24 protein-coding genes and 1 riboswitch are annotated in these 25,815 nt (G+C 41.7%); of the genes, 18 read left to right on the top strand and 6 right to left on the bottom strand.

The window, feature by feature from the left end; all coding sequences use genetic code 11:
• Positions 1-2: 2 nt before the first annotated feature.
• Entirely contained in the window at positions 3-1,340 is a 1,338-nt protein-coding gene (locus MHI58_RS19010) for an amino acid permease (RefSeq protein ID WP_041092624.1), read from the bottom strand.
• A 318-nt stretch (positions 1,341-1,658) separates the two neighbouring features.
• On the opposite strand from MHI58_RS19010, the gene MHI58_RS19005 reads away from it, so the two are divergent.
• Complete coding sequence (locus MHI58_RS19005) at positions 1,659-3,173, top strand: PAS domain-containing methyl-accepting chemotaxis protein (RefSeq protein WP_045033687.1); 1,515 nt, start codon at positions 1,659-1,661, stop codon at positions 3,171-3,173.
• 41 nt (positions 3,174-3,214) lie between these two features.
• Here the strand turns inward: MHI58_RS19005 and MHI58_RS19000 are convergent, their stop codons facing one another.
• Together MHI58_RS19000 and MHI58_RS18995 are read right to left on the bottom strand one after the other, a co-directional pair.
• A complete protein-coding gene (locus MHI58_RS19000; protein WP_045033689.1) occupies positions 3,215-4,198 on the bottom strand; it encodes a Gfo/Idh/MocA family protein in 984 nt (327 codons plus the stop codon).
• Positions 4,199-4,342: 144 nt separating this feature from the next.
• Positions 4,343-4,702, bottom strand: a complete 360-nt coding sequence (locus MHI58_RS18995; RefSeq protein ID WP_007498034.1) for a MerR family transcriptional regulator — start codon at positions 4,700-4,702, stop codon at positions 4,343-4,345.
• Positions 4,703-5,013: 311 nt separating this feature from the next.
• Between MHI58_RS18995 and yidA the strand changes: the two genes are divergently transcribed.
• On the top strand, positions 5,014-5,826 hold the full coding sequence (yidA, locus tag MHI58_RS18990; RefSeq protein ID WP_008345739.1) for a sugar-phosphatase: 813 nt from the start codon (positions 5,014-5,016) through the stop codon (positions 5,824-5,826).
• A gap of 35 nt (positions 5,827-5,861) precedes the next feature.
• Here the strand turns inward: yidA and MHI58_RS18985 are convergent, their stop codons facing one another.
• A complete protein-coding gene (locus MHI58_RS18985) occupies positions 5,862-6,869 on the bottom strand; it encodes a helix-turn-helix transcriptional regulator (RefSeq protein WP_045033693.1) in 1,008 nt (335 codons plus the stop codon).
• 125 nt (positions 6,870-6,994) lie between these two features.
• Here MHI58_RS18985 and MHI58_RS18980 point away from each other — a divergent pair, with 125 nt between their 5' ends.
• The 3 genes from MHI58_RS18980 (at position 6,995) to MHI58_RS18970 (ending at position 10,288) form a co-directional block, all read left to right on the top strand.
• Complete coding sequence (locus MHI58_RS18980) at positions 6,995-7,702, top strand: class I SAM-dependent methyltransferase (protein WP_045033695.1); 708 nt, start codon at positions 6,995-6,997, stop codon at positions 7,700-7,702.
• Entirely contained in the window at positions 7,699-8,796 is a 1,098-nt protein-coding gene (locus tag MHI58_RS18975) for a saccharopine dehydrogenase family protein (RefSeq protein WP_045033697.1), read from the top strand. Before MHI58_RS18980 ends, MHI58_RS18975 begins: the two co-directional genes overlap by 4 nt.
• 220 nt (positions 8,797-9,016) lie before the next feature.
• The gene (locus MHI58_RS18970) at positions 9,017-10,288 is read left to right on the top strand and encodes an MFS transporter (protein WP_045033698.1); all 1,272 of its coding nucleotides are present in this window, start codon (positions 9,017-9,019) and stop codon (positions 10,286-10,288) included.
• A gap of 96 nt (positions 10,289-10,384) precedes the next feature.
• Here MHI58_RS18970 and MHI58_RS18965 read toward each other — a convergent pair whose 3' ends face one another.
• The gene (locus MHI58_RS18965; RefSeq protein WP_045033700.1) at positions 10,385-12,208 is read right to left on the bottom strand and encodes an acyltransferase family protein; all 1,824 of its coding nucleotides are present in this window, start codon (positions 12,206-12,208) and stop codon (positions 10,385-10,387) included.
• 239 nt (positions 12,209-12,447) lie between these two features.
• Here MHI58_RS18965 and MHI58_RS18960 point away from each other — a divergent pair, with 239 nt between their 5' ends.
• The 11 genes from MHI58_RS18960 to MHI58_RS18910 all read left to right on the top strand — a co-directional run bounded on the left by MHI58_RS18960 (position 12,448) and on the right by MHI58_RS18910 (position 23,129).
• Complete coding sequence (locus MHI58_RS18960; RefSeq protein ID WP_045033702.1) at positions 12,448-13,323, top strand: aldose 1-epimerase family protein; 876 nt, start codon at positions 12,448-12,450, stop codon at positions 13,321-13,323.
• A gap of 60 nt (positions 13,324-13,383) precedes the next feature.
• A complete protein-coding gene (locus MHI58_RS18955; RefSeq protein WP_007498020.1) occupies positions 13,384-14,328 on the top strand; it encodes a sugar-binding transcriptional regulator in 945 nt (314 codons plus the stop codon).
• 84 nt (positions 14,329-14,412) lie between these two features.
• Positions 14,413-15,084: a deoxyribose-phosphate aldolase gene (deoC, locus tag MHI58_RS18950; protein WP_045033705.1), complete on the top strand. Its 672-nt coding sequence runs from the start codon at positions 14,413-14,415 to the stop codon at positions 15,082-15,084.
• A 167-nt stretch (positions 15,085-15,251) separates the two neighbouring features.
• Entirely contained in the window at positions 15,252-16,433 is a 1,182-nt protein-coding gene (locus tag MHI58_RS18945; protein WP_019743592.1) for a NupC/NupG family nucleoside CNT transporter, read from the top strand.
• A 24-nt stretch (positions 16,434-16,457) separates the two neighbouring features.
• Entirely contained in the window at positions 16,458-17,759 is a 1,302-nt protein-coding gene (locus MHI58_RS18940) for a pyrimidine-nucleoside phosphorylase (protein WP_039164991.1), read from the top strand.
• A 545-nt stretch (positions 17,760-18,304) separates the two neighbouring features.
• A complete protein-coding gene (locus MHI58_RS18935) occupies positions 18,305-18,748 on the top strand; it encodes a MarR family winged helix-turn-helix transcriptional regulator (protein WP_045033720.1) in 444 nt (147 codons plus the stop codon).
• A 13-nt stretch (positions 18,749-18,761) separates the two neighbouring features.
• Complete coding sequence (locus MHI58_RS18930; protein ID WP_017368360.1) at positions 18,762-19,400, top strand: nitroreductase family protein; 639 nt, start codon at positions 18,762-18,764, stop codon at positions 19,398-19,400.
• A gap of 25 nt (positions 19,401-19,425) precedes the next feature.
• Positions 19,426-19,719 carry a putative quinol monooxygenase gene (locus MHI58_RS18925; protein WP_041508007.1) on the top strand — a complete coding sequence of 98 codons (294 nt, stop codon included), beginning with the start codon at positions 19,426-19,428 and terminating at the stop codon, positions 19,717-19,719.
• A 189-nt stretch (positions 19,720-19,908) separates the two neighbouring features.
• On the top strand, positions 19,909-22,290 hold the full coding sequence (locus MHI58_RS18920) for an immune inhibitor A domain-containing protein (RefSeq protein ID WP_041508006.1): 2,382 nt from the start codon (positions 19,909-19,911) through the stop codon (positions 22,288-22,290).
• Positions 22,291-22,497: 207 nt separating this feature from the next.
• Positions 22,498-22,761, top strand: coding sequence for an ORF6C domain-containing protein (locus tag MHI58_RS18915; protein WP_008345710.1), 264 nt, complete (start codon positions 22,498-22,500; stop codon positions 22,759-22,761).
• Positions 22,758-23,129: a DUF1304 domain-containing protein gene (locus MHI58_RS18910; RefSeq protein ID WP_007498006.1), complete on the top strand. Its 372-nt coding sequence runs from the start codon at positions 22,758-22,760 to the stop codon at positions 23,127-23,129. The genes MHI58_RS18915 and MHI58_RS18910 overlap by 4 nt, the downstream gene beginning before the upstream one ends.
• 143 nt (positions 23,130-23,272) lie before the next feature.
• Here the strand turns inward: MHI58_RS18910 and MHI58_RS18905 are convergent, their stop codons facing one another.
• Complete coding sequence (locus tag MHI58_RS18905; RefSeq protein ID WP_008345707.1) at positions 23,273-23,437, bottom strand: hypothetical protein; 165 nt, start codon at positions 23,435-23,437, stop codon at positions 23,273-23,275.
• 254 nt (positions 23,438-23,691) lie between these two features.
• Between MHI58_RS18905 and MHI58_RS18900 the strand changes: the two genes are divergently transcribed.
• Positions 23,692-24,348 (top strand): type 1 glutamine amidotransferase domain-containing protein, encoded by a 657-nt coding sequence (locus MHI58_RS18900; RefSeq protein WP_017358640.1) that lies wholly within the window; start codon positions 23,692-23,694, stop codon positions 24,346-24,348.
• Positions 24,349-24,488: 140 nt separating this feature from the next.
• On the top strand, positions 24,489-25,616 hold the full coding sequence (locus MHI58_RS18895) for a hypothetical protein (RefSeq protein WP_045033726.1): 1,128 nt from the start codon (positions 24,489-24,491) through the stop codon (positions 25,614-25,616).
• Between the two features lie 56 nt (positions 25,617-25,672).
• Positions 25,673-25,776, top strand: a riboswitch (TPP riboswitch).
• Positions 25,777-25,815 lie beyond the last annotated feature (39 nt).

Here is a 25,815-nt window from a genome sequence, read left to right as displayed (position 1 = left end):
TTCTAAGCTTTCTTTTTCATTAAGAATGAAGCAATGATGGCGGCTGCTAAGAAACCGATACTGATAATCGAGCTAGGTAAGTTCTCTGGTCTGAATAGGAACAGAACAAAACTGACACTGAGTACAAGACCAGCAAATAAAGTGAAATACGGAAATAACCAAACTTTGAAATACGGCTCCTGCGGATATCTTGGACGCAGTTTCAAATGTGCCAGACAGATGCTAATCCAAATAAGAGAGACCGCAAAACCAGGGATAGCTAGCATATAGCTGAAAATTTGATCTGGGTACAAGTAAGCAAAGAATGTTCCGATTAAAAGAAACAGAACGGTCACCCATAAACTTAAAATAGGTACACCTCTTTTGTTGACCTGTGCCAGCTTTTTTGGACCGCCGTCTGATTTAGATAGAGAATGAATCATTCTCGTCGTGCCGTAAATACCAGAGTTGGCGGCAGATAGAACGGCTGTAATTAAGACGAAATTAATGAAGTGAGAGGCACCTTGCATGCCAGCTGCTGAAAAGACTTGGACAAAAGGACTGTTATTCGGATCAATTTGATTCCAAGGAATGAGTCCACAAATAATCAAAATCGGCAGTGTGTAAAACAAGATGATGCGCCACATCATACTTTTGACAACACCAGGTAATACCTTTTCTGCATCCTTTGTTTCTGTAATGGTCAGCCCGATCAATTCAGAGCCTCCATACGAGAAGATCACCACTAATAATGAGGCAAAGACAGCACCCCATCCGTTCGGGACAAAGTTTTGGTAATTGGTGAGAACAGGCGTGCTTTGTTCGCTCGGAATGATTCCAAATAATAATGCAGCACCGAGAAGAATAAACACAATAATAACGAAAATCTTCATTCCAGCGAACCAAAACTCAATTTCACCAAAGTATTTTACATTATTTAAATTAATTCCGATGACTAAGAGCGAGCAAAGTAAACATAAAGACCATAAAGGTACGTTTGGCATCCAATATTGAAGTAAACTCCCCGCTGCAATGATTTCAATGACACATACAGTGAGCCACATAAAACAGTAAACCCATCCGACAACAAATGAAAAACGTTGACCAAGCGCAATCTGTATGAGGTCGCGAAGGTTATTCCCCGGATAGACGATGGCCATTTCAGCTAAAGCCGCCATGACAATGAGAAGAAGCAATCCAGCAAATACATAGGAAAAGATAACTCCAGGACCTGCTAAGCCGATTGTATCGGCACTTCCTTTAAAGATTCCTGTACCAATGACCCCGCCCATCGCAATCATGCGAATATGACGCGGCGATAAAAGCTTTTTTAATTCGTGTTGTTCCTGATTCGCGCTCATGACGTTCTCCTTTTTTAAAATGCTTATGTTCCATTTTCTTTTTTCGAGCGGTCAGTGTCAATATAAAAAAAGAGATTTTTCAGACAAAATAGGCGGTTGATTCTATCAAATGAGCCGTTTTCTTCCATAAATCTTTTCCATGACCCATCCCCAAAATCTAAAACTTCGTGAAAAAATGAACATTTGCCTTCATTCTGACATAAACAATTTTCAGTTTTTGTCGATATATCTTTTGTATTACTAAAGTCCTAATAAAGAATTGTTTATAACTGTAAAATATTTCAAAAATGTATGAAAGAATGAAAGGAGTTATTGAAGATGTTTATGAGAAAAGCAAGTGATTCATCGTCGGAAGCCCTTCTTAGTGAAAGCAGTCAATTAGTTGAACGAATTGAGAAGGGAGATTTTTCAGCCAGAATTGATACTGCTGCATTCTCTTCTAGTCAAACAATAGAAGCAGTGGCTCAAATAAATGAAGCGTTGCAAAAGATGCAAGAAGCGCAAGAAGATATTCATATGCGTATGAATTTAGTGACAAAAGCCATTAAAGTGGGTCTATGGGATATGACGGTTGTAGCAGGAGATCCTGTGAATCCAAAAAACGAATTCACATGGACGGATGATTTCCGCAAAATGCTAGGTTTTCAGAATGAAAACGATTTTCCGAATGTCTTAGACAGCTGGGCATCTCGAATTCATCCAGATGAGCAGGAATACACCTTGAATGCATTCTCTGCGCATTTATTGGATCATTCTGGCCGTACACCGTATGATATCGAGTATCGTCTGAAGTTGAAAAATGGCGAGTATCGCTGGTTCAAAGCAACTGGAACGACGATTCGAGATCGAAATGGGGTACCTCTTCGTGTGGCAGGGGCTCTTTTTGATATTCATGATCAGAAATTGAAAGAAGAAGAGCTGCAAGCATTCGTGACAAGATATGACTTGATCAACCGTGCGCTTGTGGAAGCTCCTTGGGATATGGTTGTAGAGGCTGGCGATTCTGTCAATCCAAACAATGAATTCTGGTGGTCTCCACAGTTTAGAAAAACGCTTGGTTTTACAGATGAAAAGGATTTCCCGAACGTGTTGAGCAGCTGGAGTGATCGTTTGCATCCTGAAGATAAAGAATCGGCTCTCCAAGCCTTTGCGGATCACTTAAATGATCATTCTGGCCGCACACCATTTGACATTGATTATAGATTGCAGAGTAAAAATGGCGAGTACCGCTGGTATCATGCGGGTGGTGAAACCATTCGTGATGAGAAGGGTGTCCCTTTACGTGTCGCAGGAACGATTCGTGATATTACGTTAGAAAAAAATAAAGAAAAAACAGCCAATGAAATGGCTTCCCAAGTAGAGCAGCTTTCAAGTTCTATTAGTGAAATGGTATCTGGTATCAGTTCTGTAACAAACCAAGCACAAGAGCTTGCTGTCGCTCAAGAGCAGTCAACGTCTGCTGCTAATTTGGCGAAAAACAGTGCAGATGAGACGAAGAACATTTCAGACTTAATCAAAGAAGTGGCAAACCAAACGAATCTGCTTGGTTTGAATGCCGCAATTGAAGCAGCAAGAGCAGGCGAGCAGGGCCGCGGTTTCTCAGTCGTTGCCGATGAAGTACGTAAGCTAGCGCTTCATAGTGCCAATGCGACAGAAAATATCGAATCTAGTTTAACTGAAATGAAAACACAAATCGATCAAATTCTTGAAAATATCTCCAATATGACAGCTCTTACGCAAACACAGGCTGCTTTAACAGAGCAAGTGAACGCTTCAGTTGATGAAGTGAATCATATGTCTCAGCGTCTGGTGGCATATTCAAAGAGTATCTAATGTCAAAAAACCGCCTTTTCATCAGAAGGCGGTTTTTTTATTTAAGCATGATCCGCTGGGAAAACAATACCGGCGTCTTTCCTAGCGGTTTCAAGAACCTTCATGACAGAAAGGCTGTCATCAAGCCATTCATAACACTTTTCGACATTTCCTGTTTCAATGATATGCTGAAATGCTTCTGCTTCATAAAACAGGCGGTTTGAATTTGTTTGTGCATTGAGTGAAGTAACTTGGTCTCCTATATGCAGCAACACTTCCTCACAGCCATTCGCACCATTTTTCACATGCAGGAACCCTTTTTCCCCTTGAATCAAAGCGAAATTCATACTGCTTGTATCTTTGCTGCCAACACTTGTGGCGATGAAATCATTGTAAGTAAAAGTTAAAACACCAGATGTGTCGATGCCGTTTGGATGGCGGTTGGCCTGGTAACGAACGTCTTTCGGTGAACCAAATAGATTCATAATGAAATGAACATTGTAAATGTTAATATCCATGAGGGCACCGCCAGAAAACTCTGGGTTAAAGACATTCGGCGTTTCCCCGGCGAGCAGCTGATTATATTTACTTGAATATTGACTGTAGTTGCATTGAACGAGTTTGATTCTGCCTAATTGATGAAGGTGTTTTTTGATTAAATGATAGTTGGGCATATGAACGGTCGTAATGGCTTCAAATAGGAAGAGCTGCTTTTCCTTTGCGAGAGCGATTAAGGCTTCTAGCTCTTTCACATTAGAGGTAAAAGGCTTTTCGCAAATCACATGTTTTCCGTGTTTCAATGCAGCCGTGGCATGCTCGCTATGTAAACGATTGGGTGATGCGATATATACCGCTTCTATATGGGGATCTTCTAACATAGTGGTTAAATCCGTATAAGTCGTTTGCACCCCAAATTGATCTGCGAGTTTCTTTGCCGTCGCTTCCTTTCTTGAATAGACAGCGTGGCAAGAAGCACCTTCAAGCTGTTCAATTGCCTGGAGGAAACCTTCCACAATCACACCTGTTCCAATGGTTGCTATTCTCATTCTATTCATAACCCCTTTCATACGATTGATGTCACGTCAAGCTGTCTCTAGTATACCTGATGTTTTCATACAACGTGTACTTAACAGCTAGGCGCAGAGGGGTGCCAGTAAAAAATACCGGCACATCTTTGGCAGTCTCTACAATTAACTAATGTTAGCTAATGTTTGTTTCGTTAACAGTTGAATGGCCGCCTTCCTCTTTTTTAACTCTTGAATGGATTTTTGAATATCTTCTACTTTTTGTTCGAGCAGCTGTTCCGCTTCTGTTTTTGACTGTTTCTCGAATAGTGACGTGATAATTTCTCGAATTTCTTTGAGTGAGAAATCTAGCTTTCTTGCTTCAGTGATAAAGGATAGCATGAGTACATATTTTTTATCATATAAACGATAGCCGTTATGTGCTCTCTTAGGCTCGGGGAGCACACCCTCATTTTCATAAAAACGAATGGTTTCAATATGTACACCAGACATTTTTGACAATTTTCCTCTCGTAAATGTAATCATTCCCTGCACCTCCTTTCTTTGCTATCCATCATACAATTAGATTTGCTAGTTTCAAAATATTCTCCGATGAACATTTGTTCCTTTTCATACTGTTAAAATGACAGGTCTGTTCTATTCACAGCGGATTCTATAGAATAGGTTATAATAGATGAGGATGAAGTGATTTTTTGTTACAGATAGGAACAAGTAGACAGCGTGAGAAAAAAACGATAGGCTAAAATAGGTATATAGTATGATGAATAGCATGTGATTATGTAGATGATCACTCAAAATAGTGACAGCACGTTTTGCTGAGAAAAGGGGAGCAGTGAATGTATAAATTAGTCGCAATTGATATGGATGGTACGTTATTAAATGATCAGCATATGGTGCCGGATGAGGTGTTTGAAGCCATTCAACAGGCGAAGGCAGAAGGCGTTAAAATTGTTTTATGTACAGGCCGGCCGATTGGCGGGGTGCACCGCTATTTAAAAGAGCTGCAGCTTGATCAAGAGGGGGATTATGTCATCGCCTATAACGGAGCGCTTGTACAAAACAGCCATACAAATGAAGTCGTATCAGAATTAACTTTATCCTATGATGATTTGACTTCTTTATATGAACTGAGCCGTCAGCTGGATACACCTATGCATTATTTCGATTCGGCTCATCTATACACACCAAATCGGGATATTAGTGAATACACGGTACTTGAATCGTATTTAACGAAATTGCCGCTTAAGTATTTACCTGTCGAAGAGGCAGACCCATCCATGAGACTTCCGAAGATGATGTATATTGATCAGCCGGAACGTTTGGAAAAGACGATACAAGCCATTCCATCTGAAGTGAAGGATCAGTACATGATGGTAAAAAGCACAGATTTCTTCCTAGAAATTCTTCATCCTGATGTGAGCAAAGGGAATGCCGTGAAGCTTCTAGCGCATGAACTGGGGATTTCTCGTGAAGAAGTGATGGCGATTGGTGACAATGGGAACGACGTGTCGATGCTAGAATTTGCGGGCTGTGGCGTTGCGATGGGAAATGCCATTGAAGATGTCAAAGCAGTTGCGGATGTTGTGACAAAATCCAATAACGAAGCAGGAGTCGCACATGTTCTGCATGAGCGAGTCATCGGAAAATAAAGAAAGAGCGGTCTACCAATGAGGTAGCCGCTTTTTTATATGTGTGAGAAAAAGTAAACAAGCATACGTCTGCTGTTCAAATTTGTTTTTTCGAGCATCGCCTTTACATGATCATGCACCGTATGAGGCGAGATAAATAACGTACTGGCAATTTCCTTTGTGGATTGTCCTTTTATTAAACAGTCAAGGACGTTCATTTCTCTTTCTGTTAGCCGATATGTTTTCGCTATATAAGGAAGGATGTCACTTGTTTGAGCTCGCTTAATATGAATCATGACAGCCTCTTCCTCCCCGGCTGCCTGTGCTAAACGAAATGCTTGAAGAGAGAGAAAACGCCCTGTCGGCATTCTGGTGATGCTGACCGCTGTTTGGTCACCGCCGCCATATAAAAGCTTAGCACCTAATGCTCTAAACGGACGGGGCATGATGGCACCGTCATGAATTTGCTCAAAGGTTTGGAAGGTGTGGAGCCAATGAAGTCCAGTTTCATTTCCATAAAGAAGATGGTAATCGTGTGAAAGAATGAGGAAGCCTTGGTGTTCCGCCGTTTCATCTTCTTCCGTTTCTCTTCTTTTAAAAAGTTCATCTCTCAGTTTGGCTGCGAGTGCTGGTGTTTGACGACTAACCGCTTGTATATCTTGTTCATGAAAAGGTTCCTTCTCCTTTTTCCGATAAAGGCTGGCGATTCCCCAGCATTCACCTTGAATCACAAGGGCTGCCCGCAATTCATCTGCCCATCCGTTAGGTAACAAAATGTGCTGGTATCGACCACTATTGGTGTATTCTCCGCTTTGGACGAGACTGGCAGCGTGGACAGGACCTTTCGCTAGATCTTCATGCTGGTGCACATCTTTTTTTAAATATTCATTTTGAAACAGCTCGTTATGTATGGCTTCAATCGGTTCATCTGTAAAAGAACCCGTCGAGAGGAGAGTAGCTGGATCAATGGTTGTGATACAGGCAGCATCAAAATCACAGATAGCAGCAAGTTCATCTCGAATGTTTTTTCTCAGCTGCTGAAAATGAGCGGCTGGATTGTTCATTTGATCTCCTCCTCAATATCCCTACTTTTAGGGATCGTTTTTTCTCATCTATCTTCTTACAATGAAGATAACATACCGTTAGTGTAAAGGAAACGAAGCAAAGCGGAAACTGGAGGAGAAGACATATGAGTGTAAATCAACATTGGCATGATCCTGTTGCTGAATCCTATGCAGCGACAATTGCACATAAAGTACCGGGCTATCATCTTTTGCATGAGCTGACAGTGGATAGAGTAGAAATCGAATTAATGGGAGCGGCTTCTCGCATGTTAACAGTCGGAGCAGGTGGGGGCGAAGAGATTATCAACATGCTTCAAAGAAATAAAGACTGGCATATCACAGGGGTTGATCCATCTCCAACCATGCTTGATATGGCCAAGCGCAGAGTGGCACAGCTTCATATGCAAGATCGCGTCACATGGTATGAGATGGCCTTAGACAAAGTGCCGGTTGAAAAGTTGTACGATGCAGCAGTAAGTTTGCTTGTCATTCATTTTGTAAAAGATCAGCTGACCTTTTTACAGGAGATCGCCCGCCGGCTTCAACCAGGGGCACCGCTCGTGTTGGCGTTTATTCAAGGAGACCCAGAAACGCCGACATTTCAGAAGGAGCTTCATATGCTTTCTCTATTCATGAAGCGTCAAGGCTTGGGAAAGGAAGTGTCTACGACCTTCCGAGAAAGGCTGGGTGTCACAACATATCCCGTGTCTGAAGAAAAGATGACAGCACAATTAACCGAAGCAGGATTTCAAGACATCAGACCTTATTTTCAAGCGGGCATGATCAAAGGGATTGTTTGTAAAAGAGGCGATAGAAAGGCGGTTGGAAAATGAGGTCAAAAGTGATGGTGATAGGCGGCTATGGACATGTGGGGCAGCAAATATGTCTTCAATTAAGTGACGTGTATCCTGGGCAAGTCTTTGCGGCTGGCCGAAGTTATGAGAAGGCTGAACAATTTGCACGCCAAACGAATGGGCGTGTACGTCCATTTCAGATAGACGTAAGACAACCAGTGGATACGGACTGGATGGATGAAACGAGACTCGTGATCATGTGTCTGGATCAAGATGACACGTCATTTGCTGAAACATGCTTACGATCAGGTATTGATTATCTCGATATTTCGGCAAAAGGAGCCTATATTGAGAAGCTAGCAAAGGTCCATCAACAGCAATTGAACGCAACGGCTGTGCTGAGCGTAGGCCTTGCACCTGGTCTCACCAATTTGCTTGCAGCGAAGGCGGCATCTATTCTGACCTCTGTGGAGCAAATTGATATTAGTATCATGCTTGGGCTAGGTGACCAGCATGGAAAAGCAGCTATTGAATGGACGCTTGATCATGTGCATACGGATTATGAGCTGACGAAGAATCATCAGCGAAAGAAAGTCAAAAGTTTTACTGGAGGGAAACGCATTGATTTTGGCAAAAAGCTTGGAAAGCGGCAAGCCTATCAGTTTCCTTTCTCTGACCAGCAAACATTGCCTTCGACGCTCCATGTGCCTTCTGTGACAACAAGGCTCTGTTTTGATTCTGGTGTAGCGACACGTGCATTTGCTCTCACAAGGAAACTCGGAATGACGTCCCTTCTCACGATGCCGAAAATCAAGGAACGAGCCATTTCACTGATTCAATCTGCTCAAATGGGTACAGATCAATATGCAGTGAAAGTGGAAGCGGTAGGAATGAAGGGTAACGAAATTCATCAAACAGCGCTTGGAATAAAAGGTCGCGATGAGTCTCAAGCAACGGCTCAAGTCGCAAGTGCTGTGGCACTGCATGTATTGAGTAGGCAGTTGCAGGCAGGTGTTTTTCATATCGAAGAATTATTTTCATTAGCGTATGAGAATGGTGATTTTGCGTTGGTGGATCAAAAAACGAAGGAAAAGCACGCATTAGCATTGAGAGCCAGCCTTTTAACAGCATAAAAGAAAACGACAAAAGATACGCATCAGCTCAAAAGAACAGGTCAGTCATGTGGGCGCTTTATTCATGATCCATTTCAAAACAAGGTGTCTATGAACCGAAAACAACAGCTTGCTCTCCATGTAAATGGCCGAGAGGTGAAAGAGATTCAAATCGAGGATTGTAGACTGAACTGACATAATGGTTATATTTGAAAAATAAATCTCAAGTGGGTGTTTACAAGTGCTAGATACAGAACAAGATGTAGTGAAGAATTATATAGATTCACCCCAAAAATTGAAAAAATTATATAAACGAGTATTGTTCGTTGTCAGTCTATCGCAAATATTTGGAGGGGCTGGAATAGCCGCAGGAATTACGGTAGGTGCCCTTTTAGCGCAACAAATGCTTGGAACTGAAGCCTATGCAGGAGTCCCAATCGCTTTATTTACTTTGGGGTCAGCTGGGTCAGCTTTCATTGTAGGAAAGCTTTCGCAACGTTATGGACGACGCATCGGTTTATCGACAGGTTTTGTTGTTGGAGGGCTCGGAGCAATTGGCGTTGTGCTGGCAGCTATGATGAATAGTGTCATTTTATTATTTGCATCGCTCTTCATTTACGGAGCAGGAACATCCACGAACTTACAAGCGCGTTATGCTGGGACGGACTTAGCAAATTCTAAACAGCGTGCAACTGCAATTAGTACAACAATGGTCATGACAACATTTGGAGCAGTAGCAGGTCCGAATTTAGTTGAAGTGATGGGTAAATTTGCAGTGTCCATTGGTGTTCCAGCACTTGCCGGTCCTTTTATTTTATCAGCAGTAGCATTTATTGTAGCTGGTCTTGTCCTTTTTATTCTGCTGCGTCCTGATCCATTAGACATTGCCCGAAGAATAGCAACTTACAAAGCAGAACATGGGCATGGAAATAAACCAGATGCTGCTGATAAAAAAACAGATAAAAAAGGGCTTACAGTAGGTGCCACAGTGATGATCTTAACTCAAATTGTCATGGTGGCACTCATGACCATGACACCGGTGCATATGCAGCATCATGGTCATGGATTAGCCGAAGTGGGCATTGTGATTGGTTTTCATATAGGAGCCATGTATCTTCCTTCACCTATCACGGGTGTACTTGTAGATAAACTAGGACGAACAGCTATGAGCATAGCGTCGGGCATCACATTGTTACTTGCTGGTTTATTAGCAGCATTCGCACCAAGTGATTCAATGATTCTATTAATCATTGCTTTGTCTTTACTTGGATTGGGATGGAACTTTGGTTTAATTAGTGGTACTGCTCAAATAGTGGATTCTACAGAACCATCAAACCGGGCAAAAACCCAAGGAACACTCGATGTTTTTGTTGCGTTAGCAGGTGCTTCTGGCGGTGCCCTTTCAGGAATGGTCATGGCGAATACGAGTTATGCTACATTATCTTTAAGCGGAGGAATTTTATCGTTAATTCTCATCCCTGTCATCGTTTGGTCTTTTAAAAGTAAAACATAATGCAGCTCCGTGCTCATCCATCACAAAAAAAGACATGCCTCCAATCATAGGAAAGCATGTCTTTTTTGAATCTCTCTTCACAGGATGCTAGTCTTCTTATGATGCCGAGGACACATCTCCTTTTTTCTTGATACTGGCTTTAATGAGCTCAGTCAATGTGTCAGAGCCTTTTGTGGAAAGATGAACACCATCTGGCTGAAAATAGGATGGCTGTCCGGTAGCGGCTGAATGCCAATCGACTAAGCTCACATTGTGGTGTTGATTGGCCACACGCTCAATGACTGCATTCACATCATTTTCCCAAGTTCTTGGAACGCGAGTGTTCACAAGAAAAATATGTGCCTTCGAGAAATGTTGAATGAATGAGGTCAAAGTCCCCTCTGTAAAATAACCATTTGTGCCAAGCTCAATAATAACAGCGGCATCAGCCTTGTTAAAAGAAGCATATTGAGGGGCGATGCGGATGGCTTCGTTCATTTGCCTTCCGACCCTTGCGTCAATGGTGATGGGTTCATAGGCCTTTTCTAAATTTGAAGCAATGTCTAACATGACGGAATCACCAATGGCAAGAACTTGGTGAAATTGTTTAGGGTCCGCTGCTTTTTTCTCATGTTTGTCTTTCTTTTTCTTCACTTTTGATTCTGTCTGATCGCCTGCCTTTTGGGGCGCTGTCTTAATTTGTGTGACTTCTTGCGCATGCGGGGATGTATGAGACGAGCTAGACATGCCAATGGTAAATAAAATCAAAAGGACTGCGGCAATCCCAAGAAACACTTTATTGGACATAGACCATTGCTTGATTCCTGTTTTCCAAATCGACCAAGAGGCAAAATAGTGTCTAAACCCGAGTTTACGAATCGGCTGTTCGATCAAACGATAGGAAGCCTCTGATATGAGTAGAATTGCGATGAGCTGCAATGTGACACGTCCCATGGAAGGCTGTCCAATCTCAATGACCGGTGTGGTCAGCACGATAATTGGATAATGCCATAAGTAGATGCCATAAGACCGCTTTCCGAGCCAAACGAGTGGTTGAAATGACAGCCATTTCCCAATAAGACTGGCAGGATGGCAGACACACGCAATTAAGATCGCTGCATTCAAACAGAATAAAAGCATACCGCCTTGGTAGAGAAAGCCGTCAAATTCGTCGACTGCATAAACACATAAGAGGAAAATGAACATCGAACCAAATCCGGCTATATGTAACATACGTCTGCCGACAGGAAGTAATTTTCTGCTGGAAAGTCTGTGCATGGGCCAGACAAATGCAAGACTGCACCCGATGAGGAGTGCAAATGCACGTGTGTCTGTTCCATAATAGATCCTGCTCGGGTCAGTATCCGGTGAATAGAGAATGGCCATCCATAAAGCAGATACAAGTGCCAGACCAAAGGTAATCATAGGAAGATGGGATCTATTTTTCACCCATTTCAGTCCAGCAATCAACAGTACCGGCCAAATGAGATAAAATTGCTCTTCAATAGCCAAAGACCATAAATTTTTTAGTGGAGATACAGCATTGAAGCTGTCAAAGTAAGAGAGCTGATGAAAAATATACCACCAGTTACTCACATAAAAAAAGGACGATAAGGCATCGCCACGAATGGACATTAATGCATTTGAACCAGCAATGGCGCACCAGCTGACGATTAAAAAAATCATGACGTAGGCAGCTGGAAGCAGCCTTCTGATGCGGCCCATCCAAAAAGGCAGAAGCTCTTGATAGCCCAAATCCTGCTTATGCAGCAAGATGGTTGTAATCAAGTAACCAGAAATCACAAAAAACAAATCAACGCCAAGAAACCCGCCGCTTGCGGGTTCAATATGTAAGTGATAAGCAATGACCGCCAATACGGCAACAGCTCTCAGCCCATCTAATCCTAATATGTAACGTAAACGGTTTTCCTTGCTGTTCATGAAAAAGAATCCCCCATCAATGTCAAACGCGTCTTTTTTGTTGTCACTCCAAAAGAACAACGATTCTTTTATTTTATATAAGATTAGACGAATCAGCATTACATTTTGTTGGCGAATTTCTGTCTTTTTTAAAATTTTTTTATATGAAGAAATATTCTAAGGCTTGAGGGATTCTTATTTTTATACTCAAACCGAAAATCCCTGTCATAATAAAAGAAGAAGGAAAGGGGATGTGTTGAATGAAAACGATTGAAAATGATCTGTTATTGGTTCAAATCAATGAGAGAGGTGCCGAGGTGAGAGAGGTGCTTCATAAAGAAAGTGGACGTCAATATATGTGGTCTGGTGACCCTGCTTATTGGGGCAGGGTGTCGCCCGTCTTATTTCCGATTGTCGGACGGTTGAAGGATGATCAATACAAGATAGACGATCAAACGTATCAACTCTCGCAGCATGGATTTTTGCGTGATGTTGATTTTGAACTATTTGAAGAAGCAAAAGATCAGGCGATTTTTCAATATCAATCAAATGGCCGTCACACGTCACAATATCCGTATGAATTTACAGCGCGCATCAGTTATGCACTGTCGGAAAATGGACTAACGATTTCCTGGGAAATTGTTCATGAAGGAGGTGGCACGATGTATTTCTCGATTGGCGGGCATCCGGCATTTCATGTCCCGCTTGTTGAAGGCGAGCAGACAGCTGATTATTCACTCACATTGATACCTTCCACCGAACATGATCCAATTCAATATGAACTTCATAATTCACTTGTGAGAGAGAAGGAGAAAGGAGTTGAGTTTGAGCCGATTCAACTTCGCCCAGAACTTTTTCAGAACGATGCAATGATCTTTAGTCATATTGATCAAGTATCATTGACTTCTCAAGCAGGTCACGGCGTTGAGGTCGATCTCAGTGGTTTCCCGTTCGTTGGTATTTGGTCTCCATATGATCAAGAAAAGGGAACAATGGCTCCTTTTGTTTGTATTGAGCCTTGGTATGGGATCGCTGATATGGAAGGGACGAACGGGCAGTATAAGGAGAAATTCGGCATTCAAACCTTAGAGAAGCAAGAGGCCTTTCACGCAGCTTACACCATTTTCTTTAAATGAACATTTGTGCATGGTGAAGTGAACAATTTGTTATGATAGAGGAAAAAAGGAGGCGTACGAATGGATCGGGAGAAACAGCAATTAAGTATTGAAGCAGCAAGGCTCTATTACTTATCTGATTACAGTCAGCAGGAAATCGCCAAGCAGCTTGACCTGTCGAGGCCAACGGTGTCTCGTCTGCTTCAGTATGCGAAGGAAAAAGGGTACGTCCAAATTACAGTGATGGACCCATTTGAGGATTTAAATGAGCTGTCCTTATTGCTGAAAGAAAAATATGATCTGCTCGAGGCTCATGTGGTATTTTCACCAAAGGACGATTATCCAACGATTACGGATTACTTGAGCCGGTTTGGTGCAGATTATCTTCAAAATACGGTGAAAGACGGCGATATCGTTGGAGTGAGCTGGGGCACCACGATGTATCAAATTGCTCAAAAGATGCAACCTAAACAGGTAAAAGGGGTAGAAGTGGTTCAGCTGAAAGGTGGAATCAGCCATTCACATGTGAATACATATTCTGCAGAAACGATTCAGCTGTTTGCATCAGCTTTTCAAACGGCACCACGCTATTTGCCGCTGCCTGTTGTGTTCGATAGTGCCGCCGTTAAAGAGATGGTTGAACAGGACAGACATATTCAGCGCATTATTGAAATGGGCAAACAGGCAAATATCGCTGTGTTTACTGTTGGGACGGTAAGAGATGAGGCGCTTTTGTTTAGGCTTGGTTATTTCCGTGAAGAAGAAAAGGCGCTGCTCAAGACATCCAGTGTTGGAGATATCTGTTCGCGTTTTTATGATCAAGAAGGACGCATTTGCAGTGAAGCGATTAACAATCGCACAATCGGTGTGGAGCTGGATGATTTGAGAACAAAAGAGCGCTCCATTCTTGTGGCTGGTGGACATCGAAAGGTTGCCTCTATCCATGGGGCGCTGAGAGGAAAATATGCGAACGTATTGATGATCGATCAGCACACAGCAAGAGCTCTTTTAAATGTCACAAAATAGATGAACAAAATTTCATAACTATATTTACAATTGTTCAATAGTCATTTAAGATGAAAGTATCATATTTAAAAGGAAGTGTGAATCATGACAATAGCAAAGCTCATTGATCATACAGCACTAAAACCAGATACATCTAAAGCTGCGGTCATGCAGTTATTAGAAGAAGCAAAGACTTATCAATTTGCTTCCGTTTGTGTGAACCCAACTTGGGTATCTCTTGCGGCGAAAGAACTAGAAGGAACAGGCGTTGATGTATGTACAGTCATCGGTTTCCCGTTAGGTGCAAACACAACAGCAGTGAAAGCATTTGAAACAAAGGATGCCATTGAAAACGGTGCAACTGAAGTGGACATGGTCATCAATATTGCGGCATTGAAAGATGGCGAATATGATGCAGTCGAACAAGATATTCGTGCCGTTGTAGACGCAGCAAAAGGCAAAGCCTTAGTGAAAGTCATCATTGAAACTTGTTTACTCACAGATGAAGAGAAAGTACGAGCTTGTGAACTTTCTGTAAAAGCTGGCGCTGATTTCGTCAAAACATCGACTGGATTTAGTACAGGCGGTGCAACAGCTGAGGACATCGCATTAATGCGTAAAACAGTTGGACCTGACCTCGGTGTCAAAGCATCAGGCGGCGTGAGAACAAAAGAAGACGTAGAAGCGATGACAGCTGCAGGCGCAACCCGTATTGGTGCCAGTGCAGGCGTTTCCATTATTAAAGGGGATCAATCAGCTCCTTCTAAAGACTATTAATTCATACGATCCTATGGTAGGATAACAATCATGACTCATTAGATGATGAAAAAGTCATATGCGGAAGGGTCTCATTTCTGGGATTTTCTTCCGCAATTTGTTTGCGAAATAGGGTTTGTTCCATACAAGCACATTAATGTAAACGAATTCATTCAAGGAGGAAAAACATGAAATACGTCATTGGTATTATCGGTTTGCTGGTGATTCTCGCCATTGCATGGCTGGCAAGTAACGGGAAAAAGCGAGTGAAATTCCGTCCAGTCATTGTCATGATTGTACTGCAATTTATTTTAGGTTATATTCTGCTCAATACAGGTGTTGGGAACTTCCTAGTCGGGGGCTTTGCAAAAGGATTCCAAATGCTTCTAGGCTATGCTGGTGAAGGGATCAACTTCGTATTTGGCGGTTTAATGAATGATAATGCGTCAACTTTCTTTATCAATGTCTTGCTGCCGATCGTCTTCATTTCTGCCTTGATTGGTATCCTGCAGCATTGGCGTATCCTTCCGCTGATCGTACGCGGAATTGGGTATTTGCTTAGTAAAGTCAATGGAATGGGGAAACTAGAATCTTACAACGCCGTAGCGTCAGCGATTTTGGGTCAATCCGAAGTGTTCATTTCCATTAAGAAGCAGCTTGGATTATTACCTCAACAGCGTCTTTATACATTGTGTGCATCTGCGATGTCGACTGTATCAATGTCCATTGTCGGTGCGTATATGCAAATGATTAAACCGGAGTACGTTGTTACAGCACTTGTGCTGAACCTATTTGGTGGATTTATTATTGCGTCTATCATCAATCCATATGAAGTGTCTAAAGACGAAGACATGCTTGAAGTCGTAGAAGAAGAAAGACAATCTTTCTTCGAAATGCTCGGCGAATACATTATGGATGGTTTCAAAGTAGCCATTGTTGTGGCTGCGATGTTGATTGGATTCGTTGCATTAATTGCGATGATTAATGGTATTTTCACAGCTGCCATCGGTGTTTCTTTCCAAGATGTACTTGGATATGTGTTTGCACCATTTGCGTTTATTGTTGGTGTACCATGGAGCGAAGCAGTACAAGCAGGAAGTATTATGGCGACCAAGATGGTGTCTAACGAATTTGTGGCGATGCAAATTCTTTCTGGCGATGCCTTCCATTTCACTGCTCGTACAGAAGCGATCATTTCTGTATTCCTTGTGTCATTTGCAAACTTCTCGTCTATCGGTATCATTGCTGGAGCAGTGAAAGGCTTAAATGAAAAACAAGGAAACGTTGTCGCACGCTTTGGATTAAAGCTGTTATTCGGTGCAACACTCGTCAGCTTCTTAACAGCAGGCGTTGTCGGTTTGATTTACTAAACTAAAAAAGGAATGGTGAAAACAATGAGAATGGTAGATATCATTGCGAAAAAACGTGACGGAAAAGAATTATCTTCAGAGGAAATTTCTTTCTTTGTCAAAGGTTATACGGACGGAACAATTCCTGACTACCAAGCAAGTGCCTTGGCGATGGCGATTTTCTTCCAAGATATGACAGATCAAGAACGTGCAGATTTAACACTCGCTATGGCAAACTCAGGGGACACAATTGACCTGTCTGCTATCGACGGCATTAAAGTAGACAAGCATTCAACAGGCGGTGTAGGCGATACAACAACGCTTGTACTCGCTCCTCTTGTTGCAGCACTTGATGTACCTGTTGCAAAAATGTCTGGGCGTGGTCTTGGACATACGGGTGGAACAGTCGACAAGTTAGAGGCAGTCAAAGGCTTCCACGTTGAAATTACAAAAGACGAGTTCATCGAGCTGGTGAACCGTCATAAAGTAGCGGTCATTGGACAATCAGGCAACCTGACACCTGCTGATAAAAAACTGTATGCCCTTCGTGATGTAACAGGAACTGTTAACTCAATCCCGCTCATTGCAAGCTCGATTATGAGTAAGAAAATCGCTGCTGGCGCAGATGCAATCGTATTAGATGTGAAAACAGGTGCAGGTGCTTTCATGAAAACACCTGAAGACTCTGAAAAGCTTGCAAAAGCAATGGTTCGTATCGGAAATAATGTTGGCAGACAAACGATGGCTGTCATCTCAGACATGTCTCAGCCGCTAGGATTAGCGATTGGAAATTCCCTTGAAGTGAAAGAGGCGATTGACACGCTTAAAGGCGAAGGCCCTGAAGACTTAAACGAGCTTGTGCTCACATTAGGAAGTCAAATGGTCGTTCTTGCGAAAAAAGCAGAGACACTTGATGAAGCAAGAGAAAAGCTAATTGAAGTCATGAAAAACGGCAAAGCACTTGAGAAATTCAAGGAATTTTTAGAAAACCAAGGTGGAGACGGCTCGATTGTAGATCAACCGGAAAAACTGCCACAAGCACCTTATCAAATCGAAGTGCCGGCAAAAGAATCAGGTGTGATCGCTGAAATCGTCGCAGACGAAATCGGTGTTGCAGCGATGATTCTTGGAGCAGGACGTGCAACAAAAGAAGACGATATCGACCTATCTGTTGGCATCATGCTCAACAAAAAAGTAGGCGATCGTGTAGAAAAAGGCGAATCTCTCGTGACGCTGCATGCAAATCGTGAAGATGTTGCGAATGTCATGGAGAAAATTTATGACAACATCCGCATCGCTGACCATGCTGATGCTCCGACTTTGATTCATACAGTGATTACAGAATAAAGAGAAGAAGACAAAAGTGATGAATCGCTTTTGTCTTTTTTTATGTAAATTTTAGGTAGCGCTTCTTCTAGATATGATAAGTTAGATGAGTGGGAGGGGATAAACCATGAGAATGCTCAAACTCATTCTCTTTATTTTTGTAGTCTTGATGATCATTGGATTTATCAGCTACTATGTGGGACCAACATCGACACCAAGTTCTTAAGGCGAGCAAAAGCTCGTCCCAGCGTGAAGACAAACCCTCGCATTCGGTGTCAGTCCTGCGCGCTGGTGCTCACGAATGTCAAATTCGTTCCGCAAAAGTAGCTGTCCTTTCTAGACTGCAAAGGTTTTTTTCACGCTGAAAAGAAGACACAGGGCTAAAATAAAGTAAATTTTAGCCCTGTGTCTACGGTCTGAGACGAGCAAAAGCTCGTCTTTTTTGATTGAAATAAAAATTTCACTTTATGAAACAAACCTCTTGCAATCATGAAACAATGGGTGTATATTAGTTGACGAGTCAATGATTGATATATCAACTAATTGATCTGAATAGAAAAGAGGGGATGGCATTGACTGCATTTTGCTCTGAAGAAGCAGAGGTATTATATCGTTTGCAGTGCGTGAACCGTATGATGGGTGTGAAGTTCGAAGCATGCACGGGCATCAGCCAATCAAGACTGGAGTTGCTATCACTGTTATTCCAAGCCGACGAAATCAGCCAATCCGATTTGCAGAAAAAAGTAAATATTGATAGTGCGGCTGTGACGCGTCACTTAAAACAGTTAGAAACAAAAGGAATGGTCACGCGCAGAAGAAAGCCGGAAGATAATCGCGTCACGCTTGTTCGTCTGACAGATGAAGGCAGAACAAGAATCGAAGCTTCTAAAAAAGAAAAAGAACGATTTATCTCAGAAATGCTTGAAAACGTAAGTGATGAAGAACGAAAGCTTCTCACTGATGTGCTCATCCGTATACAACAAAACATCGAGAAGATTCAAACAACCTAAAGGAGTGTTACACATGGCTACAACATTAAAAACAAACGATTTTATGGATATTATGAAAGGGCGCCGCTCCATTCGTAACTATGATCCAGCAGTGAAAATTAGCAAAGAAGAAATGACGGAGATTTTAGAAGAGGCAACAACAGCACCATCATCAGTGAATGCACAGCCTTGGCGCTTCATGGTCATTGACAGCCCAGAAGGAAAAGAAAAGCTTGCACCACTCGCAAAATTCAACCAAACACAAGTAGCTACATCATCAGCCGTCATCGCTGTGTTTGCAGATATGAAAAACAATGAATACTTAGAAGAAATTTATTCAAAAGCAGTAGAAAATGGCTACATGCCGCAGGAAGTAAAAGAAAGACAAATTGCTGCATTAACTGCACATTTTGAAGCTCTTCCAGAGCAAGTGAATCGTGAAACGATCTTAATTGACGGTGGACTTGTGTCAATGCAGCTGATGCTTGCTGCTCGTGCGCATGGCTATGATACAAACCCAATTGGCGGATATGACAAAGAAGTCATCGCTGAAACATTCGGCTGGGATAAAGAGCGCTATGTACCAGTTATGCTTCTATCCATTGGGAAAGCGGCTGATGAAGGTTATGCTTCTTACCGTTTACCGATCGATCGCATCACAGAGTGGAAATAATTTTTAAAAAAAGGGAGACGATCATATGATTATTATTCATGCAGGGATGACCATTCATCCAGAGAAAGAAAACGTATTTCTACAAGAAATCAACGGTTTAATGAAAGCTTCACAGGAAGAAGAAGGCAATGTGTCCTACAAGCTTTTCAAGGATACAGAGAAAGAAAACACCTTTTTAATGGTCGAAGTGTGGAAAGATGAAGCAGCGGTTCAAAGCCATAATGCAAGTGCACATTTCCAAGCTTTCGTCGCAAAGGCAAAAGAATTTTTAGCCGCTCCACTTGATGTTGTTGCATATCAAGGAGAGCAGCTTTCATAGAAAAACAACAAACACCCTAGGCATTTATAGCCTAGGGTTCTTTTATTTTCGACAATTCGTTCCACCTATTTCAATCTCGTATTGTGCATTTTCCACAAAGTTTCTGAAAATAAAATGTTTTTCGACTTAAGTATATTGGAATATGCTAGAATTAGATATTATTTATTACCAAATTAGGGAGGAACCAATATGAAAAAAGGGAAATGGACGAGCATCGCACTAACAGCTGTCCTCAGTTTAGGCACATTGACAGCTTTCAGCACCCCTCTATCTGCCCACACCTCAGAAAAGTCAACATCCTCAGATGGCGGTCATTATTCAGGTATTCCATTCGACGCAAGTGTTGTCAATGAAGACCGCCTCATCAAAGCCTTGAAAAAACAAGGAAAGATCAAAAAGAATGCCAATGAGGCAGAAACCCAAAAAGCATTAAAGAACTACCTAAAGAAAAAAGAAGAAGCAGCGATGAAACAAAGCGCAAGTACCTTAACAGAAGAACCTGAATTCCTAAAAGAATACAAACAAAATGTACATAATAAACTAGCCAAAAAGAAAAAGTTAAAGAAGCATAAAGGAAAAGAAGGCAATCAAGTAAAGCCGGTGAAAAAGGAAAAATATAAAGGCGACGTCCGTAATGATAAAGTTTTGGTATTATTAGTAGATTTTAAAGATTATAAGCATAATAGTATTAAAAAAGAAGAGACTGATATGTACTATGACAAGTACGATCAGCAGCATTACCAAGATATGCTTTTCGGAAAAAATGGCTACATCGGTCCAGATGGTAAAAGAAAAGTATCTATGAAGCAGTATTATGAAAAGCAGTCCGGTGGAAGCTACACGATTAGTGGAACAGTAGCTGGATGGTATACAGCCAAGCATGAAGCAGCATATTATGGCGGGAACGTACCAGACGAATCAGGCAGTGACGGCAGACCGCGCGAATTGGTGAAAGAAGCCCTCGAAGCAGCGGCAAAGGATCCAAACATTGACCTTGGTGAATATGATCAATGGGACCGCTATGATATGGATGGAGACGGTGTTTATAATGAGCCGGACGGTATCATTGACCACCTCATGGTTGTACACGCTGGCGTAGGTGAAGAAGCTGGCGGCGGACAGCTTGGCTCTGACGCGATTTGGTCGCATCGCTGGTCACTTGGTGATGTATTTGAGATTCCAAACACTGAATCAGAAGTGGGTCAAGGCGGAAAGTTAGGCGCTCTAGATTATACAATTGAGCCTGAAGATGGCGCAGCAGGCGTGTTCACACATGAATTTGGACATGATCTTGGTCTGCCTGATGAATACGATACACAATACACAGGCAGAGGAGAGCCCGTTTCTTATTGGTCTATCATGTCAAGCGGAAGCTGGGCAGGTAAAGTACCTGGTACGGAACCAACAGGTTTTAGTCCATATGCAAAAGAAATGCTTCAAAACCTGCATGGCGGCAATTGGCTTTCTGGAAAAACCATTGATGGTAAGACATTAACAAAAAGCAAAACAGTTTTAATCGATGAAGCAGCAACAAAAGGAACCAACCATGATGCGGTTCGAGTCGATTTGCCAGATAAAGAGATTGTGGTCACTCAGCCTGCACAAGGGCAATATTCATACTTCAGCGGAACAGGTGACAATTTGAATGCTACCATGACGACATCAGGGATTGATTTGTCGAAGGGAAGCAAAGCCGAGCTTACGTTTAAAGCATGGTACGATATCGAAGAAGATTATGACTATGCGTATGTAGAAGTTCGTGAAACTGGGACAGACAAATGGACAACCATTGCTGGTAATATTACGAATGATCGAAATGAGGCAGGAGCGAATGAAGGCAATGGCATCGATGGAAAATCAGATGGCTGGGTAGATGCAACTTTTGACCTTTCTGCTTATGCAGGGAAGAAGATCGATCTGCAATTCCGCTATACAACCGATGCAGGATATTCACTGCCAGGTTTATTTGTAGATGATCTAAAGATTACAGCAGATGGAGCAAAAGTGTGGTCAGATGATGCCGAAGGAACGTCCACGTTCACTTTTAATGGATTCTCTCAATCTAATGGAAAACAATATGCCGCTCAGTATTATTTACTAGAATGGCGCTCTTATGCTGATGTCGATAAAGGCTTAAAGCATATCAAACGAGGAGCAAGTCTGATGAGCTATAATAACGGTTTGGTCGTGTGGTACGTCGATCAATCGTACAGTGATAACTGGGTTGGAAAACATCCAGGGAACGGCTTCCTTGGAGTCGTAGATGCAGATCAACAAGTGTTGAAATGGAGTGACGGCTCTATTGCAGCGACAGGTTTCCAAGTACATGATGCAGCATTCTCTTTGAATCCAAGCACGAAGCTGAATATTGATTATACAGCGACAACAGGCTTAACCTTAGAGGATCGCTATATCCGCCCAACGCGTACATTTAGTGATAAAAAGAACTATGTGAATCCAAATAACCCGGATGCAGGACGTGATGTGCCAACATACGGCCTATCCTTTAAAGTCGTCGGACAAAGTAAGGACCGTTCTGTTGGAAAGGTATTAATTTCTAAAAGCAACTAAACAAAAAGCCGGATTCTATCCATGAATCCGGCTTTTTGATACGTTAAGACATGGATTTTTAGCGTATGACTCGTCTTTGATCGAATGTTTGTTCTTTTTTATTTTGATATCCGAATGAAACCATTATATAATAGAGATTGGAAGGTTTTTCTTTCATTCAATGTTCTTTTTAGTTGTTAAAAAACCAAGAAAGGATGAGCGTTACCAATGAGTTGTGTCACTGCCAAGCAATTAAAGGTGATTCGAGGGACGATGCAGACTTTTTGCAGCCATTTAGAGTATGATGGCCACGGTAAGCTTCATATTAATACCATCATGGCTTTTATTAAAAAGGAATTTGGTGTAAGAAAAATGAAAGACATTCCACAAAGTCGTTTTCATGAGGCGTTAGAGCTAATCCAAGACTTTGATTTATACACGGACAAAATACAAATACGAGACCGTCTATCAGAAAGGAATTCACTAAATTGAATATTTTAGCAATGATTTTAGTAGGAATTGTCGCTTTAGAGCACATTGTCATCATGTTACTAGAAATGTTTTTTATGGAATCAAAAATGGCGAAAAGATCTTTCAATCTGCCTGAACACTTACAAAAGGATCCAAATGTGAAAGTGATGTTTGCTAATCAAGGGCTATACAATGGCTTTCTAGCTGCTGGACTCATTTGGGGGCTCATTCTTGGTTCGAATACCGTAGGATATATGATTCAGCTATTTTTCGTTCTTTGTGTGTTCATCGCAGCAGTATTTGGCGGTGTGACGTCTAATAAATCGATTATCATCAAACAAGGGTTACCAGCTTTTCTTGCATTAATTGCACTTATCCTGGCTATATAATCCTATCAGCGTGATAGAAAACCTTTGCAGTTTAGGAAGGACGAGCATCGGAGCGAATTGGACATTGGTAAGCACTGAAGCACAGGACTGACACCAAATGCGAGGGTTTGTCTACACGGTAAAGCCGCCCTAGAGGGCGGCTTTTATCTTTTACGCATTCCCATCAAACGAATAATGGACGTAAGACAAAGGGCAACAGCGACAGCCAATATGATTTTTCCATACATGACGCCCGTAAGATTCATTAAAAAGACAGCCAATATGATACAGAGCGTGATGATAATCATCACAATCGAATAGGTTTTCATCTCTTTTTCCACTCCTTTTAAATTCCCTCTAGCGCAAGAGGCCTGTCAATTGTTTCTCATATTATATCATTTCATCACAATTTTACATGAAATTCCCTGTCAATAGAATGTGACAGAATGATTAGATTTGAAGTGAGGCTATATTTTTAAAAAAATCGGGTATAACATAAAGAGTTGTATCCAAGTCTGATTGCTTGATATTTAATTGTGCAAAATATAAAATAGCCACATGATAAATAGAAAGGATGATAAATTTGAGCAAGAACGTTTTATTAGTATCAACAAGCAGCTCAGAAATGAACGGACACCCAACAGGCTTATGGCTAGAAGAATTGGCCGAGCCATTTCATATTTTTAAAGAAAATGGACTCAACGTGCAAATTGTTTCAATAAAAGGTGGAACAGTACCGATCGATAAAAATTCAATTCCTGAAGGAGTTCCAGCACAATATCAAGATGTATATGAATTACTTCAAGACACAAAGGCACTGACCGATGTAAACCCAGCTGAGTATGATGGCATTTTCTTTGCTGGAGGACATGGCCCAATGATCGACTTTGCGTCCAATCAATTGGTTGCCGATGCGATCTTAGCGATTTCAGACAAAAATGGAGCCGTTGGGGCAGTTTGCCATGGCGTTTCTGCCTTTGTTGATGTGAAGGATCGTGATGGAAAATCATTTATCGACGGCAAGAAAATAACAGGATTCACAAATGAGGAAGAGGATGCTGTTCAGCTGACATCTAAAGTTCCATTTTTATTGGAAACAAAACTTCGCGAGCAAGGGGCAGCATTTGAAAAAGGCGATGCATTTGCGCCATTCGCCGTTGTAGACGGACAAATCATTACTGGACAAAATCCAGGATCAAGTGCAGAAACAGCACGTTTATTTGTCAAAACCATTGCATAAATCATCAAATAAACCAGTCGTGACTCATACGGCTGGTTTTTTGTTATAAAAATTTCCTGAAAAGTCCAAAACAAGTATTAGAAAAATGGTAAAATAATCACAGGGTAAAAAACCCAAATTAGGGAAAAGGGGATGTTCCTGTGAGAGCATTTTATGTCAAAATCACCGCCGCCTTACTGTCTATTTTATTGGTCACAACAGGTTTATTTTCAACAGCAATCAAAGCAGAAGATGCACCAAAATCAAGTGAAAAAGTATCGCCACTGACTGAAAAAGCCATTCAGCAAGTGCAAGAGTCGTTTGAAAAGCAGGATAAAGGGACTGCGGTTCAACAGAAGGAAGTAAAAAAATCATTTAAAGTAGATAAGAAAAAGGGAATAAGTATTAAACGAAAAGCGGCTGCAGATGGAAAGATGCGCACGTCTGCCGTTCGCTCTATTGATGGACTAGCCATTAATCAATCGGCAGTTTTAAACGAGGAAGATCCAGTTGATTTATGGTTCTTAAGTACATCGTCCCCTCAGGCGCTCATCAGCCGGATTACCTCTCCAAATGCTGATTATTTCGTTCAGTTATTTGTTATTGATTATGAAGAAGGACAAGCTTATCCAACGGATCTGATTCAACCGGCAGGCAGTCTGCTTGCGTTAAGCAATTTACCAGCGGGTGATTATGCGTTTGGTATTACTAGCGGTGGAGACTTTGGAGACTCATATACATTACAGGTGAATGCAAAAAACCCACCAAATTTCACAGGTGCTGAATCCCTGTCATCAACATTGCAATACTTTGTTGCTTCGTATGCCAATGGGGATGTTTTCGCAAATGGTACAAAAGTGTATAACAAACAATCTAAGACCGCTGATTATAAATGGGAGCGTGTATTTTATTTCTCATATGATGGAAAATATCAACAGAGAACGCATTCTGTTGACAGTGTAAAAGTGAAGAGTATTTCGGCACCAGTATCGTACTCTGCTCCATACGCGAGTTCCTCTGAGGCCATTCTTGTCTACTTAGATGTGGAGACATTATTTATGTATCATGAATCATCGTTTGCTAGTGGGCAGTACTACCATAGCAGCTTTGTTGATACTCTCGGAAAGACAACGCCAAGGCGTTTAGACATTGATGACCTGACAAATTACGGCGATCATATTTTGGCTGTTGATTTAAAGACAGGAAAGCCAATTGATTTCTTCAGTGTCCTTAATTTCTACTATGCAGCAGGGATCGAGAAGCTGCCAACGATCAATACATTGAATTAAGATCGGCGGTTGACATCAAATCGTCACATGTGTAGAGTAAAGATAATTAAATGACAAAAGTCCACTAGGGGAGTCATGTATGACTGAGACAAGAGGAAATCTTGGACCCTTTGAACCTGATCTAGTTTGTACTAGCGGAGGGAAGTGGAGCTGGACCTTGTCTTATTCATGATTGAATCGATAAGAAGGCCGCTCCATT

This window comes from Bacillus sp. FSL K6-2869, from assembly GCF_040869405.1.
Classification (GTDB): domain Bacteria; phylum Bacillota; class Bacilli; order Bacillales; family Bacillaceae; genus Bacillus; species Bacillus altitudinis.
Note: the sequence above shows the minus strand (reverse complement) of the source record. Positions and strands in the feature narration are given on the sequence as shown.